Source organism: Bradyrhizobium sp. 33ap4 (assembly GCF_032654765.1).
GTDB classification, from domain to species: domain Bacteria; phylum Pseudomonadota; class Alphaproteobacteria; order Rhizobiales; family Xanthobacteraceae; genus Bradyrhizobium; species Bradyrhizobium australafricanum.
The window spans coordinates 95,743-113,028 of the sequence record NZ_JAUMTJ010000028.1 but is presented as its reverse complement, the minus strand read 5'-3'; the positions used below and the strand labels follow the sequence as shown (position 1 = coordinate 113,028).

17 protein-coding genes are annotated in these 17,286 nt (G+C 57.8%); 7 read left to right on the top strand and 10 right to left on the bottom strand.

The window, feature by feature from the left end:
- The first annotated feature begins 29 nt into the window (after positions 1–29).
- The gene (locus tag Q2M23_RS22375) at positions 30–704 is read left to right on the top strand and encodes a thioesterase domain-containing protein (RefSeq protein ID WP_316397078.1); all 675 of its coding nucleotides are present in this window, start codon (positions 30–32) and stop codon (positions 702–704) included.
- A 223-nt stretch (positions 705–927) separates the two neighbouring features.
- Positions 928–1,569 carry a 4'-phosphopantetheinyl transferase gene (locus tag Q2M23_RS22370; RefSeq protein WP_316397077.1) on the top strand — a complete coding sequence of 214 codons (642 nt, stop codon included), beginning with the start codon at positions 928–930 and terminating at the stop codon, positions 1,567–1,569.
- Between the two features lie 1,448 nt (positions 1,570–3,017).
- Here Q2M23_RS22370 and Q2M23_RS22365 read toward each other — a convergent pair.
- The 9 genes from Q2M23_RS22365 to Q2M23_RS22325 all read right to left on the bottom strand — a co-directional run bounded on the left by Q2M23_RS22365 (position 3,018) and on the right by Q2M23_RS22325 (position 11,499).
- Positions 3,018–3,545: a GNAT family N-acetyltransferase gene (locus Q2M23_RS22365; protein ID WP_316397076.1), complete on the bottom strand. Its 528-nt coding sequence runs from the start codon at positions 3,543–3,545 to the stop codon at positions 3,018–3,020.
- A gap of 1,203 nt (positions 3,546–4,748) precedes the next feature.
- The gene (locus Q2M23_RS22360) at positions 4,749–5,204 is read right to left on the bottom strand and encodes a Fic family protein (protein WP_316397075.1); all 456 of its coding nucleotides are present in this window, start codon (positions 5,202–5,204) and stop codon (positions 4,749–4,751) included.
- 727 nt (positions 5,205–5,931) lie between these two features.
- Positions 5,932–6,174: a DUF6471 domain-containing protein gene (locus tag Q2M23_RS22355; RefSeq protein ID WP_316397074.1), complete on the bottom strand. Its 243-nt coding sequence runs from the start codon at positions 6,172–6,174 to the stop codon at positions 5,932–5,934.
- 314 nt (positions 6,175–6,488) lie between these two features.
- A complete protein-coding gene (locus Q2M23_RS22350; RefSeq protein WP_316397073.1) occupies positions 6,489–6,803 on the bottom strand; it encodes a transposase in 315 nt (104 codons plus the stop codon).
- A 105-nt stretch (positions 6,804–6,908) separates the two neighbouring features.
- Positions 6,909–8,546, bottom strand: a complete 1,638-nt coding sequence (gene groL / locus Q2M23_RS22345; protein WP_316397072.1) for a chaperonin GroEL — start codon at positions 8,544–8,546, stop codon at positions 6,909–6,911.
- A gap of 244 nt (positions 8,547–8,790) precedes the next feature.
- Positions 8,791–9,189: an Hsp20/alpha crystallin family protein gene (locus Q2M23_RS22340; RefSeq protein ID WP_316397071.1), complete on the bottom strand. Its 399-nt coding sequence runs from the start codon at positions 9,187–9,189 to the stop codon at positions 8,791–8,793.
- Between the two features lie 53 nt (positions 9,190–9,242).
- Complete coding sequence (locus Q2M23_RS22335) at positions 9,243–9,668, bottom strand: Hsp20/alpha crystallin family protein (protein ID WP_316397070.1); 426 nt, start codon at positions 9,666–9,668, stop codon at positions 9,243–9,245.
- Positions 9,669–9,912: 244 nt separating this feature from the next.
- Positions 9,913–10,551, bottom strand: coding sequence for a MarC family protein (locus Q2M23_RS22330; RefSeq protein ID WP_316397069.1), 639 nt, complete (start codon positions 10,549–10,551; stop codon positions 9,913–9,915).
- 726 nt (positions 10,552–11,277) lie between these two features.
- A complete protein-coding gene (locus tag Q2M23_RS22325; RefSeq protein WP_092090666.1) occupies positions 11,278–11,499 on the bottom strand; it encodes a hypothetical protein in 222 nt (73 codons plus the stop codon).
- A 918-nt stretch (positions 11,500–12,417) separates the two neighbouring features.
- On the opposite strand from Q2M23_RS22325, the gene Q2M23_RS22320 reads away from it, so the two are divergent.
- Both Q2M23_RS22320 and Q2M23_RS22315 read left to right on the top strand, forming a co-directional pair.
- Positions 12,418–12,867, top strand: a complete 450-nt coding sequence (locus Q2M23_RS22320) for an Hsp20 family protein (RefSeq protein WP_316397068.1) — start codon at positions 12,418–12,420, stop codon at positions 12,865–12,867.
- A gap of 87 nt (positions 12,868–12,954) precedes the next feature.
- Complete coding sequence (locus tag Q2M23_RS22315) at positions 12,955–13,419, top strand: hypothetical protein (protein ID WP_316397067.1); 465 nt, start codon at positions 12,955–12,957, stop codon at positions 13,417–13,419.
- 44 nt (positions 13,420–13,463) lie between these two features.
- Here the strand turns inward: Q2M23_RS22315 and Q2M23_RS22310 are convergent, their stop codons facing one another.
- The gene (locus Q2M23_RS22310) at positions 13,464–13,625 is read right to left on the bottom strand and encodes a hypothetical protein (RefSeq protein WP_316397066.1); all 162 of its coding nucleotides are present in this window, start codon (positions 13,623–13,625) and stop codon (positions 13,464–13,466) included.
- 556 nt (positions 13,626–14,181) lie between these two features.
- Here Q2M23_RS22310 and Q2M23_RS22305 point away from each other — a divergent pair.
- The 3 genes from Q2M23_RS22305 to Q2M23_RS22295 are packed head-to-tail and all read left to right on the top strand — an operon-like array spanning position 14,182 to position 17,271.
- Complete coding sequence (locus Q2M23_RS22305) at positions 14,182–14,634, top strand: (2Fe-2S)-binding protein (RefSeq protein ID WP_316397065.1); 453 nt, start codon at positions 14,182–14,184, stop codon at positions 14,632–14,634.
- 1 nt (position 14,635) lies between these two features.
- On the top strand, positions 14,636–16,954 hold the full coding sequence (locus tag Q2M23_RS22300) for a xanthine dehydrogenase family protein molybdopterin-binding subunit (RefSeq protein WP_316397064.1): 2,319 nt from the start codon (positions 14,636–14,638) through the stop codon (positions 16,952–16,954).
- 56 nt (positions 16,955–17,010) lie between these two features.
- Positions 17,011–17,271, top strand: coding sequence for a hypothetical protein (locus Q2M23_RS22295; RefSeq protein ID WP_316397063.1), 261 nt, complete (start codon positions 17,011–17,013; stop codon positions 17,269–17,271).
- The last annotated feature ends 15 nt before the right edge of the window (positions 17,272–17,286 follow it).

The following is a 17,286-nucleotide window of genomic DNA, read 5'->3' as shown; positions in this document are numbered from 1 at the left end:
GTAGCCATGTCGTTCTGTGAGCCAAGGAGTTGAGTGTTATAGTTGTCTTCCTAAGACCGCTTGGCCTCCGACTTATTAAAGAGATCCAGCCACGGGGCCCATACCGCTTTGCTGGATACTCATCAGGTGCAGTCCTGGCTTATGCAATTGCCGAGCAATTACTGCGCATCGACGAAGTTGTATCATTCATGGCGTTCATCGACGTTAGTTCACCTGCAGATACTTCAAACGCATCACATATCAATTTGGCTCGAGAGTTTGTTTTGGAGCGTTGTGGAATCTCGCGCGATCAATACGGCGAGGTTATCGAACGATGGGAGCAATGTTCCATTTCTGAGTTGCTCGAAAAGGCGCAGCAAATAGGAGCGTTACCTCCAGATCACGATCTCCACAGCGACGTTTCGATGTATCAAAGGGCCGCGAGATTTCACCAGGCGCTACAATCGTACAGAGTTCCGTCGCTCCCGATTGAGATACATCAGTTTTATGCCAGTGAGCTTCTTGTCAGCCCTGGGCTATCACCTGATGAACAACTGCATCGCAAGGCAAACTCGCCAAACAAGGGTTGGGACTTGGTTTTGGATGCCGGGGCCATTCATGCGGTACCGATGCCGGGCAACCACACGACAATGGTCAGCAATCCAGAAAACCGGCAAATTCTGGCTCGGGCCATTTCAAGGGCGCTAAGCGGGACTGTTAAATAGGCAAGAACTTTGTCTCGAAAAACTTGGGTTCGAAGCTCAGTCTCGAGCCCCAAATACTCCACAAGTCGGAAAGCGGCTCGGTGCCAGACTTCGGTCTCTGCAAAACTCCCGAGACTCTAACTGCCCCCGGATCAAAGGCGCAGGTCAGAAGCGGTCGACGTGTGGGCGACCGTCGTCCCTCTGATCGACACTAAAATGTTCGAAAGGCTAGCGGGACCAAATAATGGAGATTGTTACAATTGATCAACAGAACATCATGGTCGGCATCCGTCCGATAGAACGCTGCGACGAATCCACCCTGTACGCTTCCGAAGTTATGTCTATGGGACGCGCCGTTCCCAAAGTCCGCCGCGAAAGCGCTGCCGCAAGAGTAGCTGCCCGAACACTTCTTGGGCAATTGGGATTCCCACCGAGAGCAATCTTGAAGACGCGCTCTGGTGTTCCGATCTGGCCAGCCGGCGTGGTCGGATCTTTGGCGCACCACGATACGGTAGCCGCCGCCGCTATTGCAGGAACGAAAAGCATTGCAGCTCTCGGCGTCGACATTGAGCCTAATGAACCTCTGCCGGAGAACCTGATCGAATTGATTGCCACTCCTCATGAGCAGCGAATGTACGATCTACACACGCTCAAGCGGCGGGATCTCTTCGTTTTGAAGGAGGCAGTGTATAAGGCGTGTTTTCCAATGGATCGCCAGTTTCTTGACTTCCAGGACGTGGAAATTGATATCTTTACGCGATCGGGACACGTGTCCAAGGCAAATCGCACGTTTTTGCTCGAGTTACTTATTTCTAAGAATGTAATCGGGGTGGCATATTCGCGGCCGAATGAAGTGGACGGGCCTCTCCTCAGCAGTCACCCCTAGCTCGTTCGCGCGTTCCTTGATCCGGTCGGAGAGAAAACCGTGCGGCTGATGGAGTGGAAGATAAGGCAGGCGACTAACCCTGGCTCCGCTGTGTAGCCCTTCGCGCCGGCTTATCTTGGAGGTGTTGCTGGCCGTTGGGCAAAGCGCGTCGCGCCCACGAGGTCCGTATAACAAAAGCCGCCCGTTCAGCACTCGAGCCGCCGCTTTCTTTCCCTTAACGGGCGTTTTTCTGCTCGCTCGTGCACTGCTGATAACCTGCGACCTGGCGAGAAGCGCGTTGAAGCTTAAATACCGAGCGTCGCTTTGAATTTGGTCATAACTCTGTTGCGACGCGCATATAGATTTGCGCAGCCTCATCAGTCAGGCCCAAGTTCTGATCAAGTCAGGGCAAGAAATTGCCGGCGCAAGCACTGTCTTCTCGATGAATTTGCAGTTCACAAGGTGTTCTTGCGGAACGCAACGACGATTGCCTCTTCCGCAATCGAGCGGACGGTCTTGCAGCCCATCGGTGCATCGTGCACGAGGCCGCCTTTACGCTGCTTGGTGATCGTCTTCTGATCGGGACCGTATTGGCTAGTCTTTAATTCTTTTGAACGAGCTTTCGATCGCTGTATCGCCGCTCGTGGCGTGCATGGCTTGCGCCGCCATAGAGTGGTTGGCCCATAGGTCCTCCCGCATGACGGATTAGAACAGCTGAATCTCCACGCTCCGGGATCAGACGTCGTCCACCCCGTTCTCCCTCTCTTCGAGGCATCTGACAGCCCATTGGTATTCGAACTCGCACCACGCCAGCTCAAATGGTTCCATCAGTATCTCCATCCACGTCTCGGCGAAGGCTGCCATTCCGACGAAAAATAGAATTCGCGACCTCCTGATTAGCTATCAGTTGACGAGGCCGGCGAAGACGAATGAGATGTCGCTGTGGCCAGCCGCACATGCAGCTAAGAGGATCGTGATCCGCGGCTCAATCGAACCTTGGTAAGGATTGGGCACATCAAGGGGGGCACGTAGCGATACGAAAGTTTATTGCGATCGTTCGCCTGGCTCGCACACTTCATGCAACGGCTGCTCGAGCAGCAAAATAGTCCGATGGCTTCTGAAGCTCGTTCCATGGTTGGCTTATCGCCTTCGCCTCCCATATTGAGGTTGCGGCGACATAACACCACCTTGAAACCTCAAGACGAGGTCGTTAGGAGCTGGTCAGTATGTCAAGCGCATTGGTAGGGATTGCTTCAACCTCCGCGGCCGCTGCGCTATGGAAGTAGAATGAGAACCAGAGCTGAAAATCGACGCTACTGTCCCGATCGTCGAGCCCAAGTCGTTGTTGTTCACAAAACCATAAAACAAAGCTGCAATGTCAGCGATGCTGCCCGACGATGATGATTTAACAGGACGATGCCCGACAGATCTTGTCTGTGAATAGCGAGCGCGAACCCAGCTACGCAGTGTCACAGATGCTTGTAGAAGAAGGTCGCCGAGCGATATGTTCCGTCAGGGGCGAGCACACACCCGGGTATGATACCCACCCGCTGCCATCCCTCGCTGGCGTAAAGACGCTCGGCAGCAGAACCTGTGGTAGTGCTGAGCGTCAACAACGTCTTTCCCTCCTTTCGTGCTAACTCGCTGACAGCCGAGAGCAGCCGGCGACCGATGCCGCGACGGCGTGCACTTCTTTCAACCAGGACTTTGACGACCCGAGCGCTATGCAATTGGTTCTCAGACGCTGCAGGTACCATCTGGATTGTGCCAACAATCTCACCTACGCCATCTTCCGCAGCTAATAACGCGCATCCATTGCAAACGACCGCGTCCGCGACGCTACGCCAATACACCAGCGCACGTCGTCGAGTTAGCGGTGGCAGAAAGCTGACCGAGTCGCCGTTGGCGACGCAGTCAATGAGGATGTCGGCGAAACGCTCCAAACGCTTATCCACTTCGTCGGCGCCGATGCGCCGTACCTGAATATCGTCCGTCATCTGATTTCGGACAGAGCGAGCCGATCGCCGCCGGCTAGGTCGGACGGTAGGTTAATTGCCAACGCCACGGCAATAGCGAGTTTCGATCAGAGCGACATGCTCTTGAATGCAATAGGTGGTCACGTGCTGTGCCGCCCAGCCCGAGCGAAGTCGTGCAAATGACTATAGAAGTCAACTCCGCCAAGGCTGCAATGCTCAGCTGCCCGCCCGAAGCGCCTGGACCGAAAGGCGCGCTCCGCATCACGAACCAAATTTAGCGCAGAGCTCTGCAGCACGAAACGAATTTAACGCGGAGATGAGATTCTTGTCGCGCGGGAACAGCCTCCTCGCGGACCTGACCCGCGAGTCGTGGTCCAGTCCAGATATCGTCTGGCCCTCTAGAATAAGCGCCTCGGAGAATCTGCGAAGAGCAGGGCAATGCTGGTCAAGGGCGGTCTCGCTGCGCCTATTGGCACGAGTCATCATTTCAATGAAACTCTCGTCGTCCTCTAAGGGGCCCTGGGCGGAATCGACGCGAGCAGCCGGCTCGCAGCAAACGCGAAGATTAATCAACGGCGCCTTCGTCATTCGGTTATTAGAATCGTTGACGTGAGCGATAGGATTGATGATTGCGCAGATCGAACGCTTGACGTCGAAAGCGGAGAACATGCCCGCGATCGGTGAAGTTCGGTGGTATACGGCTTTAATGTGCCCCTTTTAATGATTCCGAGCCGCAGCATTATAGTCGCGTCATCAATTCGGTGCCGATCTTCTTAAGACTGAGGACAGGTACCGGTGCTGGCTGGGAGGCCGTCGCCAAGAACGGCTCAAACGCCTTTTGCCTCGCCGACCCCTCTTGCTGCTCTTCCGAGGTGGCATGCTGCGCCTGCGACCAAACTGTTACATTTGATGGGTCACAATTGTGCGGGTCCACGTAGCCTCGCGTCCTAGCTCACCTGAACAGACGTCCTACCAAAGCAAGCTTTCGAAAAGCTGACGAAGACGCAGCGTAGCTGCTGGCGCTCGGACGGGACGACATTGCCTCCGGGCCTACGTCATCGACCTCCCGTCGGGCATGCTGTCGAGCCGAGAGCGCCGAAGTGACTTTGGATCACCGACATTCTGAAGGTGAGCCGCACGACGTCCTATCGGATGGTCAGCAGTGGCAGCCTTGCGGCCGGTAGCCTATGCGGCGGGGCGCCTTAGCTTATCCTGCTCGCAGACCTACGGCGAGGCGCTGCGTGGCGCGAAGCCGATGCCAGACGATCGCGTAGTCCGACTCGATATCCGCCGCGAGCGGTCGGCACGGGTTTCTTCTTCGGCCCAGATCAGGATGCGGTTGCGGAGCTGATCGGGTTGCGCGAGTCCTTGCATGATCGCGACCTGATCGATGCAGGTCTGCAGAAAGAAGATTGCAAATTCCGCCAATGCTTCTTCACTTAGCGTACCGCGACCGTTGGGATCGTTGCGGCGCTGCATGTCACAGGCAGTAAGGTGTTGCTTGTAGGCGGTCTCTCTGCGGGCAAGGGCGCGCGGGAAGGACCAAAGGCCGCCGGTGTCGAGCGTTTCCCCATACATAACATAGGGCATGAGCCGCGCAACGCGGCCATTTCCATCCACAAACGGGTGAATCGAAAGCAGGCGACTGAAAGCGGCCGACTTTGCCGCCGGTTCGGCCAAGAGTCGGCGAGCTGGGTTCGGCGTCCCGAGCTTTCGGAGACGAGCATCGGTTCCATCAGGCCGGTGCTTTCGCCTCGGTCTGGGACCGCTGATTTTGCCGGTTCCTTGTCCGGTTTGTGAGCGCTCATTTTTGTAGCGAGAGCAGCGATTTAGCTCTCGTTTCGTCCTCTTTCTGGTCGGATAACTGCAGTTGCTCTCCAACGCTGCGGCTTCGGCGATTCAGCTCTGCATCCGTCGCCTTCATGAAGATGCGGCATCGGCAGGAAACGCTCGGCGCGTTACCATTGCACGTGGCATAAATTCGCTAATCATCGATGGAATGCGCTCGGAGACCCGACTTCAGATCCAGAGTCACCAAAGTGCCGCCCATCAGAGAAGTCGAGTCCGGGTGAAGCAAACTCGTACTTCTCCGGTATTATGGCGTAAACGCCACGAGGGTAATGAGGACGAGCATGGCAGTACTGAAAGCCGCAATGCCAAGGCAAATGCGTGCCGGGACCGAATGGGATTCGAAACGTGGCAGTTCAGGCATTGCGCACTCCACTTGCTTTACTTGGGCGAGGCGGGAGCGCGGTGACTGACAGCGATCTCGTCACTGATAGATGCCGAAAGGCCGTCCGGGAGGCAAACCTGCGCTCTATTCCGTGCGAGCACCAGCAATATGTTTCGTCTCGATCGCGGAACGATCTGAAAACGCCTCAAGGCGCTAAGGTGCCGGTTTTTGCGGTCAAATCTCCTCTAGCACCACTTGCTCAAGCTCTAGCGCTGCAACGCACGCAAGGAAGAAGATGGCAGTAAACGATCCCCGTTTGAGTTTCATGGTGATCCCGGCCTCGGTCTCATCCTTCAGACCATACTTTTTCAGCCGCTTGGCCAAGTCCGCATAGGTCACGTCGGCCTTCTTCATTTCCGCTTTGAGGAAGGCACTGGCTCGTTGCCCCCATTCCTCTTCCGCCTTGGGCAGGACCATGGCACCTCCTATCGATTCCGTGAGCTAACAAATATGATAGGCCGGCCTTGACTTCGGGTCATATCCGTTAGCTATCCTATTCGATAGGATGCGGCAATGCGCGGCAGACCGACGAAAGACCCTCACACCCGACCGGCCATCAATACCCTTGAACGGCTCCATATCGAGCTAGGCGGGCAGATATCGGAACAGGTACGCGCCAGCAATATAATGGTGGATACCCAATCTCAGCACGACGCGGACCGCTGAAATACTCCTCAGCCCGATTGGCGCATGCGCCGTCCAAGGAGTAGGCTCTTGGTGGTTGATTCGTTTCATTTCAAAACGTTCGTGTAATCATCCCAAGAAGCGGCTTCGTCGGCATGAACGACAGTCCCCTTCGCAATGCGGGCCCGCATGAAAGCGGCGGCTTGGCTTTCAGAGCCAAACACTGCTGGCACAGAATTGCCGCCGCGCTCACGGACGACGACGACAACCTTCCGTTTCCCATTCTGATTGCGGGCATATCGGCGGTCGCGGCGATATTCTTTCTGGTTTGCTGGTTTTACATAACCTCCAAAATAGCCGCCATCTACTTGAGCCGTTTTGCCCTCGTCACCGATGACGCCCCCCTTCAATTCCTCAGCCATTGCTTCGCACAGCTTGTGTAGGAGGTCGAATGCGGACTTGTATGACCCTCGCCTTTCTCGGTGAGATTGCGGTGTTCGCCCTTCTCGGAATCTTCTGATGTGCCCTCAGAAGTCCATTGCGCCGGGACCCGCAGGGATGGTTTGGCCGCCTCCATTCTTCTTCTGGGGCGTTTCGGCGACCATGGCCTCTGTCGTGATTAAGAGCCCGGCGATTGAAGCTGCGTCCTGCAGCGCCGACCTTACGACCTTGGTCGGGTCGATGATGCCTTTCGCGAACAGATTGCCGTATTCTGACGTCTGCGCATCGAAACCCCAGGCATAGTCCTTGGTCTCGAGCACCTTTCCGACCACGATTGATCCATCTTCTCCCGCATTTTCCGCGATCTGCCGCGCTGGCCAGGTGAGCGCCCGCTTGACGCTTTCCAGGCCGTGTCGCTGATCGTCGTTTGCGGGCTTGAGTTTCGCAAGCGCCGCTGTGGCCCGCAGCAGCGCCACTCCGCCGCCAGGAAGGATACCTTCTTCGACGGCGGCGCGCGTCGCATGCATGGCGTCGTCGACACGGTCTTTCCGCTCCTTGACCTCGACTTCGGTCGCACCCCCGACCCGGATGACGGCAACGCCGCCGGAAAGCTTCGCCAGCCGTTCCTGCAGCTTTTCCCGATCATAGTCCGAAGTGGTCTCTTCGATTTCGGTTCTGATCTGTTTAATGCGCGCCTCGATCTCCGACTTCTTGCCAGCGCCGCTGACGATGGTCGTGCTGTCCTTGTCGATGGTGACCTTCTTGGCGCGTCCCAGCATGGGGAGCGTGACATTTTCCAGCTTCATGCCAAGTTCCTCGGATATGAAATTGCCGCCAGTGAGGATCGCGATGTCCTGCAACATGGCTTTGCGCCGGTCACCGAATCCTGGTGCCTTGACAGCCGCGACCTTCAATCCGGCCCGCAGCCTGTTCACGACAAGCGTGGCAAGCGCCTCACCTTCCACGTCTTCGGCGATCATAAGCAAGGGCTTGCCGCTCTGCACGACCGCTTCCAGCAACGGCAGCATCGGTTGCAACGCCGAGAGCTTCTTTTCATGGATGAAGATGTATGGATCGTCCAGTTCAACCCGCATCTTCTCCGCATTGGTGACAAAATAGGGCGAGATGTAGCCGCGGTCGAACTGCATGCCTTCGACGACTTCGAGCTCGGTGTTGAGGCTCTTGGCTTCCTCGATCGTGATCACCCCCTCGTTGCCAACCTTCTTCATTGCATCGGCGAGGAAGCGTCCGATCTCCTTGTCACCATTGGCAGAGATCGTAGCGATCTGCGCAATTTCGTCATTTGAAGTTAGCTTCTTTGTATTCTTCTTGAGTTCATCGACGACCGCATCGACCGCCAGATCAATACCCCGCTTAAGATCCATAGGATTCATGCCCGCTGCGACCGCCTTGGCGCCTTCACGGACAATTGCATGTGCAAGAACGGTAGCCGTAGTCGTGCCATCGCCTGCCTGATCGGAGGTCTTCGAGGCGACCTCGCGGACCATTTGCGCTCCCATGTTCTCGAACTTGTCCTCGAGTTCGATTTCCTTCGCTACCGTTACGCCGTCCTTGGTAATGCGAGGCGCACCAAAGCTCTTTTCAAGCACGACATTGCGACCTTTCGGTCCCAGAGTTACTTTGACGGCGTTGGCTAGAATGTCGACGCCACGGAGCATTTTGTCTCGGGCATCAGTCGAAAATCGTACCTCCTTTGCACTCATGATCATTCCTCCCGAAAACCCTGCGCGACCTCAGAGGGCACGCCCGTGACCAGTCACCTCTTTGTTTCGACCGAACCTTAGGTCAGCACGGGTCACCACGCCGACGACCTCTGCCTCCTTCATGACCCGGTATCGGACGCCATCGAATTCGATCTCGGTTTCCGAGCCTTCGCCGGAACCACGCACGATCGCCGAACGTCGACGGGTCGTGAGCCGTCCGAGCTTAGCCCGCTCACCCGCCGCTTCAGCTGACCTGAATGGCTCGCGGCTTCGCTTTCTCTGCCAACGGGAGCATGAGCGACAGCACGCCGTCCTTGAGCTCGGCTGCGATCTTGCTCTGATCGATCTTGCCGAAAAGCCGGAAACTTCGCGAAAAGTGGCCGACATTGTACTCAGTGTACAGCGGCTGTAGGCCCCGGTACTTGGAGAAATCAAGCTTTCCGTCGACCTTGAGCACGTCGTCCTCCACTCGGACGTCGACGCTATTCTTGTCGACACCCGGCATCTCGAGAAGCACGTTGAGCCCATCCTTGGTCTCATAGATGTCCGCGTTCGGCACGAATATCCGCGCCGGTACGGTGGTCTCCTCCTTGTTCTCCAACTCCCGCTTTTGGGTGACCTGCAGTTCCTTCTTAGAAGCCATGATTGTGTCTCCTCAAAGCTGCTGCACTGCCGACCAGTGGCGACAGATTGCCGTCAGGTTATCTTGATGGTGCGTGGCTTGTCGCTTTCCGCGCGCGGCAGGAATAGCGCCAGGATGCCGTCCCGATATTCCGCCTTGATGCCATCCGGCTCGATCTGCACGGGCACGGACAGCGTTCGATCGAACTCGCCCGAGACGCGCTCGCGTCGATGCAGGCTCGCCTCCTCGGGATAGTCGACTTTCTTCTTGCCGAGGATACGGATGGCGTTTTCCTTAGCCTCGATCTGTAAATTGTTCTTGCTGACACCCGGCAGCTCAACGATGGCCAGGATGTCGTCGCCTTGCTGGAAAACGTTGATCGGCGGGAACGGTCCGCGGCTGGTGGTGAGATCTTGCAGCCAGTCGCTGGCCAACGTCGCCTCAAGAGAACGTTGCAGGTCGAGCAGTGTGTCGAACGGATCAGCAAATCCCATGATCATGTTTGCAACCCCATGTATTTGTGGACGGGGCGAGAAAGGCATCATGGTCGCCCCTCGAAGCTTTGATTTGGGACGACGAGTGGCACTGTCAAGAGGCGAGTGCTAATCAACTTAAGCGCTTACTGAATGCTACATAAGATATTGATTTTGCAATAAAATTTAATTTGGCGTGCGGCCGCCGGCAAGCCCGCTTAGGGCCCGACGTCGTCAGACTTCTGAGTGCGGATTTGCTCGAGGGCTCTCTTTAATAGCCCGCCAATCCCGGGAAATCACTCTTGATGCCTGTCATGATGAAATTCACGCCGATCGCGGCGACGATAAGCGCCATCAGGCGGGTCACAACGTTGATGCCGGTTCTACCTAGGAAGCGCTCGATTGCTGTGGCCATCCAAAGCGTCAGTCCAATCAGGAAGGCTGCGAGCACCGAGGCAAATGAAAGCAGTGCTTTGGGAAGCCATCCGGGATTGTCGTTGGAAAGAGTGATCATGATGCTCAGCTCGGCCGGCCCCACGAGCAGCGGAAAAGCAAAGGGCGTGATCGCCAGCCCATGGATATCCACTTCGTCGCGAGCCGTCTCATCAGCCACCTGTATGAATCTTCCATACTGGGCCTGAAACATCTCGAACGCGATCATCAGCGCCAGCAGGCCGCCTGCGATGCGGAAGTCATCGAGGCCGACATTGAAGAAATTTAAGATCTGCTTGCCGAGCAGCGCCGAGCCCACGAAGAAAACTGCGACGGCGACGGAGGCCAGAATGATGATGCGATGTATCTTTAGGCGTTCCACTTTGCGCGTCATCGCCAGAAAAATCGGGATCGCTCCGACCGGGTTCGTCAGCGCATAGAGCAGCATAGTAATGCCGACAAACTGATTCCAAGCCATGTTCTAACTGCTGAGACGTTTCGAACAGATGCGCTCTCCGCCAGCTGGGCAAGATCAGGTATGTGAGAGAGCGACCTCGCCGTAAACGTTCAAGCAAGCAATTTGCTCCAAGTGGAACGTGAACGCCGCCAAAGAGCTCTCTCCTTCAAAGTCCAGTTTTCCCTTCTCCGGCGCTGACCATCGTTCTAACTGCGAGTTGACAGACGGGGGAATTCCTACCGAAAGGCTTCCGCCGATCGGACGGAGCCAAACCCGCGTGCGACCGTGCGTGCCCGCTTAACTGGTTCCGAAATGGGGCACGTGCCGGAGCAACAGAGGTCATACTCGTGGTTGATCACGGTACCAGCGTGCTGGAGACCACGCGTGGCTCGCTTGATGACCTCGGATGTAGGCCCATTATGGCTTGAGGACGCTCAGAGCGCTCACGGCAATCGCTAGGAGCGGATCTGGCAATCGTTGACGGGGCGATGCCGGCCGCATCCGGGCCCCACATTGGATTGCAACTGCAGCAACGCCGGCCTGGATTGCAATTCTCTTTTGCAGTAGTTATCTAGACTTCATAGACACGGCCAGCAAGCGTGGGAGCAGCGAACTCCTGTTTAGTAAGGCGTACTCGTCCAGAGAACTTTCGGCCGAGATCGACTGGATGCTTCGCGCAAAACGGATGCCTTCTCCTGTAATGATTGCAGCGACTGGAAAAGCGGCGGGAAGCAAAGATAGTCCATCTTAATTTTTCTCGATGGTAACCTGCGATTCTGCTGCAAGGCCGGCAAGGGATTCCGCAAGCGAGCGCCGCAGCTCTTCATCTGTAGCGTCGGTCCCTTTCCAGACAATGATGCGCGGCGCCTCGCTCCGGCCACTCCAGACGAGACTATACTTGCGGATAAGACCGCCTTCCTTCACGCAATCTAGAGCCTCCGTCAGTGCATCGTGGACTTTCGCGGTCATCATTGCCTCATCGTGAGTTGCCGCATATTGGTCTGTCACTCACCTCCGGTCCGTAACATGGCTCGCGCGACTTCGAGCTCGCTGATCGCTCGACGGAGCGCTGATTGCGCAGCGGCCTTGTCACCATTCGCGCAAGCTGAACACAGGTCTTTGAGATGGTGGGTCGCCACCTCAGCATGCGCGATAAGGTCTGCCGCACCCGCAAAGCTAGATCGGCGCTTCGTGTCATTCATTCAAAGCTCTCCCGAACTTCGCCCGCATCTTCGACGCCTGGACAAACGGGGCCCTCGCAACCGTAAGCAGAGCTCTCCGTCTCGCCGTACCAGACTGTTTTACTCCTTCGGTCCGCAGAACAAGCTTGCAGTGTGTGACGGCTTTTCCGCACCTCCACGCAATCAACAGTAAGAATCATAGGAGGGCGTCACGACTTTTCAAGGACGGCCCTGACGAGCACCACACCGCAGCAAATCCGATGAGATTGCAGGCCGGCTCCGATCAGCGGCCGGTGCAGATGTCTGGGATCAGTTGTTCAACGGTGCGCGGCCCCTTCCTTTCGATGGGGGCGGCACGTTAAGGATCGATCAGCCGAAACGATGAAACTGCCGGTGCGGCCGTACGGAGCTGGTAGATTTGACCGCACGCTGCGCCGGCTGATGCTCCTGCTTGGCGACGCGGAAGCCAAGCTGCAGGATCTCGCTGCAGGGCCTCGCTGCATGGGCTGCAACCGAGAATTGGCCGTGGGAAAATCGAGCTAAAAATTTTTGGACATGCTCTTGAAATCCAATCCGGCTCTTCTAATTCGACCTTTGCCGCCTGCGGCGGTGCCGGGCGCCAGCTTCGGGTCCGGCGGACTGAACAGGGCGCCAGACAGGTGTCTTGCGCTCCTTCGTACCCATCTTGCTCTTACGGAGGACCTGGATGAGGACTTATGATTTCGCTCCCCTGTGGCGCTCGACCATCGGCTTCGACCGTCTTTTCGATCTCCTCGACGAAACCCAGCACCGGACCGAGGACAACTACCCGCCCTACAATATCGAGCGACTTGGTGAAGATCGGTATCAGATCTCGCTGGCGCTGGCTGGCTTCAACCCGGATGAGATCGCGGTGACTGCCGAGCAGAATGTGCTGACCGTGGAGAGCCGCAAGGGCGATAAGGACCAACACCAATATCTCTACCAAGGCATCTCGGCTCGGCCCTTCAAGCGGCAGTTTAATCTTGCCGACTACGTCCAGGTGAAGACTGCGACCTTCGACAACGGTTTGCTTCGGATCGAGCTTGTTCGCGAAATCCCCGAGACCATGAAGCCCCGGCGCATCGCAATCGGCGCTGGCGCTTCTAGCTCGCAAATCATGCAGAAGGCGGCCTAAGCCTCGAAGGCGGCTACGTCATTGTCGCCGCCTTTGTCCCCAGACTCAACCCGTCTCTCCAAGAGAGGAGCAACAAGGAGACAAGAGATGAGCCAGGTCGATCGCACCATCAAGGATGTTGAGCCCGTCTTCCATTCGGTATCGCACTACGCGTCACCGCACGATGTGTTGAGCGATGCCAAACTCTCGACAGATGAGAAGCGAGCAATCCTCCCGTCGTGGGCGTCGGATATGTATGTTGTCGAATCCCATCCGGCCTTGCGCGAAGTCCCGGGTATTCCACACAGGTTTCATCTGGACGATATTCTGGGGGCGCTGAAGCAGCCGGACGACGAGAATGACCCGCCGCCACGTGGGGGATTGGCGATGCGGCTGCCTCGTTTCAGCAGGCTCGATTGCATTACGCTCGACGAGTCGCAGCGTTTGATCGGCAGGCAAGCGACGACGAGACGGCATAGGTCGATGCAAGCCTCACGCGCGCAGAGTCATTCGCGATGGACTCGCGAGGCAAATGTGAGGCGATATCGCAAGTTCCTCAATAAGCATCCGTAATGTGTGATTGCGTCTTCCTGAGCTGATGTCGGTCAGATGACAAGTTAATCATAGCCCGCGGCCAAGGCGCCGCGGCGCTCTGTGTGGCGCGCAAACCAGGCCAGGCTATACAGCACCGATGTGCCGGGAAAAAAGCGATCGGCATAACGTTGATGGATCGTCAGGAAGCCGATCTCATCACGCACGCCCATGGTTTCTTCGTCCATCTGCGCCTTGCCGCGGGCGAGCGCCTCTCCGCGACAGATAGGTTCATCCCAAAGCAGGCTCGATCGGCGAGCCGCTTCTCGTGCGGGATGATCTTGTGAGGTTATCGTTGCAGGCATATCCGAAGCGTCGCTCGAACGGGCAATGGTAGACGCCCAATGCGCCTATCGCAGAGTTACACCTATTGCCAACTCCTCCAGCAGCGAAGCCAACTCTTTGAAAAAATCTCGGCTCGTGTGGGCTACTGCGTAAGGGATCTTGACCAAAAGCGCGCCGTTCGAAGAAGCCAGCCTCGCTAAATACAAGAGCAAACAAGGCGTTGTGAACTCTATTGGCCCCGATTTGTGGTATCTTCTCACGCGTCCATACCTTGAACAAAACGAAAGCAAAACAGGAGGATGGGCCCACACAGAAATCAATCAGATCCTACGGTGCAGTCTGCAGTTTCTCAGCGAGGTCAGCTTTGCCTGAGACCGTACAAGGGGGTGCCCCAGGATAGATGTTCTCGCTCACCTCGAAGAGACGCGCATGACGGCTCTGTCTGAGGGAGAGGCGATCATGATCAAGGTGAAGGTTAATGGCCAGGAATTGAGCTGGGATGGCGATCCTGATCTTCCGTTACTGTGGTTTATCCGTGATGAGGTAGGCCTGACGGGCACCAAGTTCGGCTGCGGCCAGGCCCTCTGCGGCTCATGCACCGTCATCGTCGACAAACAGGCCGTCCTCGCCTGCATCACCTCGGTTTCCGACGTGGTCGGCCGGGAGGTCACGACGATCGAAGGCCTTCATCCGACAGGAGATCACCCGGTGCAAAAGGCCTGGCGGCAGCTCAACGTGCCGCAATGCGGCTTTTGCCAGGCCGGCCAGATCATGCAGGCGGCGGCGCTGTTGATGGATAATCCAAAACCGTCTCACGACCAGATCCGCGAATCCCTGTCCGGGAACATCTGCCGCTGCGGCTGCTACCAGCGCATCGAAAACGCGGTCCATCTCGCATCGACGGGGGTCTGATATGAACATCCTCACCAATCCCAAGAAGCTCCGTGGCTTTGAGCGATACATCAAAGTCGACAACGTTTCACGCCGCAGTATCCTGAAGGGCCTCGGGCTAGCGGGCGGCTTCGTTCTGGCCGCCCCCGTGATGTCGCGCCCCGCCTTTGCCGCGTACCAGACCGGCGCCGGCAAGATGCCGCACGGCACCGTGGTCGACCCGCGCGTGTTCGTCGCGATCGCACCCGATGGCATTGTCACGATCGTCGCGCACCGCGCCGAAATGGGAACCGGCGTCCGCACCAGCCTGCCGATGATCGTTGCCGAAGAGATGGAAGCTGACTGGTCGCGCGTTCACGTCCAGCAGGCGGATGGCGACGAGGTCAAATTCGGCAACCAGGATACCGATGGATCGCGCAGCACGCGTCACTACCTGATGCCGATGCGTCAGATCGGCGCTTCAGCCCGCACGATGCTTGAAGCCGCCGCCGCAAAACGCTGGGATGTGCCGGCAACCGAAGTGAAGGCGGTCAATCACGAGGTCGTCCACAGTGCGAGTGGACGCCGCATTGGCTTTGGCGACCTGGCCGCCGATGCCGCCAAGCAGCCGGTTCCGAGTATCGAGGGGCTGAAGCTGAAGGACCCGAAGGACTTCCGCTATCTGGGCAAAGGCCAGATCGGGATCGTGGACCTCCACGACATCACGACGGGCGCGGCTCGTTACGGCGCCGACGTGCGCCTACCTGGCATGAAATACGCCGTCATTGCTCGCCCGCCGGTGACCGGGGGCAAGGTCGCCTCGTTCGACGGGGCAGGGGCGATGAAGGTTTCCGGCGTCGAGAAGGTCATGGAAGTCAAGGGCTGGCCGTGGCCCTCAAAATTCCAGCCGCTCGGCGGGGTCGCGGTAATCGCGCGCAACACCGGCGCGGCGATCAAGGGCCGCGACGCCCTGAAGATCGTCTGGGACGACGGCGCCAACGGCAAATACGAGTCGGTCAGCTACCGCGCCGAACTTGAGGAAGCCGCCCGAAAGCCTGGCCTCGTGGTGCGCAAGGAGGGGGACGTCGAAGCCGCCCTGAAGGGCGCCGACAAGGTGATCGTAGGTGAATACTATCTGCCGCATCTCGCCCATGTCGCCATGGAGCCGCCGGTTGCGGTCGCCGACGTCAAGGGCGACAAAGCCGAGATCTGGGGACCGATGCAGAGCGCGGGCGGAACGCGCGAGGACGTCGCCAAGACGCTCGGCATTCCCCAGGAGAACGTCACCGTCAACGTCACGCTGCTGGGTGGTGGTTTCGGACGGAAGTCGAAGTGCGATTACGCCATCGAAGCGGCGCTGCTTTCGAAGGAGCTCGGCACGCCTGTCATGGTGCAATGGACGCGCGAAGACGACGTTCGCAACGGCTTCCTGCACACCGTCTCGGTTGAACGCATCGAGGCCGGCCTCGACAAGAATGGCAAGGTCACGGCCTGGCGGCATCGCAGCGTCGCGCCGAGCATCGCCTCGACCTTTGCTCCCGATACAGTGCACCAGGCGCCGTTCGAACTTGGCATGGGGCTCGTCGACATGCCCTTCGAGATCGCCAACGTCCAATGCGAGAATCCGGAGGCGGTCGCCCATACACGCATCGGCTGGTTCCGCTCGGTATCGAACATTCCGCGCGCCTTCGCGGTGCAGTCCATGGTCGCCGAAATCGCCCATGCCACCAACCGCGATCCAAAGGACACGTTGCTCGACCTGATCGGCTCTCCGCGGATTCTCAAACTCGATTCTGTGAAAGACCTCTGGAACTATGGCGAGCCCTATGAGAGCTACCCGATCGATACCGCGCGTCTGCGCAAGGTCGTCGAACTGGTCGCAGACAAGGGCGGTTGGGAACGACCCGTCCCCAAGGGACACGGGCTCGGCATTGCCGCGCATCGCAGCTTCGTCAGCTATATCGCGACGATCGTCGAGGTGGCCGTCGACGACAAGGGCGGGCTCACCGTGCCGCGGGTCGATACCGCGATCGATTGCGGAACCTACGTCAACCCCGAGCGGATCCAGTCGCAGATCGAGGGTGCCGCGATCATGGGCCTGAGCCTCGCCAAACATGGCGCGATCACCTTCAAGGACGGCAAGGTGCAGCAGGGTAATTATGACGACTTCCCGGTCATCCGGATCGACGAGTCCCCGGCGGTCACGAACGTCTACATCGTACCTCCCGGCGCCGACACGCCGCCCAGCGGCGTCGGCGAGCCGGGCGTGCCACCCTTTGCGCCAGCGCTGATCAACGCGATCTTCGCAGCGACCGGCAAGCGCATCCGCGCGTTGCCGATCGGCAAGCAGCTTGAGACGTGAGGCGGAACGGGGGATCGTCAAGATCGTTTCATTGATCTGGAACAGGAGACGGATCAATGAAACCCAACGCGACGGCGCTCGCGGTATCGCTATTGGCGGGCGCCCTTCTTTTGAATGCACAGGCGGCGAGCGCGCAGACAAACCCGCCGCCTGCCACCGCCACACGGCCGGCCAAGAATCCGCCTGAGCAAAGCTCTATGCCCAGTAACGCTCCGTCGGCCACGACGACCCAGACCACGGGTGAAGCTAGCCGCGATCCGACGGTGAAGAAGATGAACGAGGACGAAAAAGCGAAGGTCGAGACCAAGGGCAAATAGAGACACAAGCGGCGG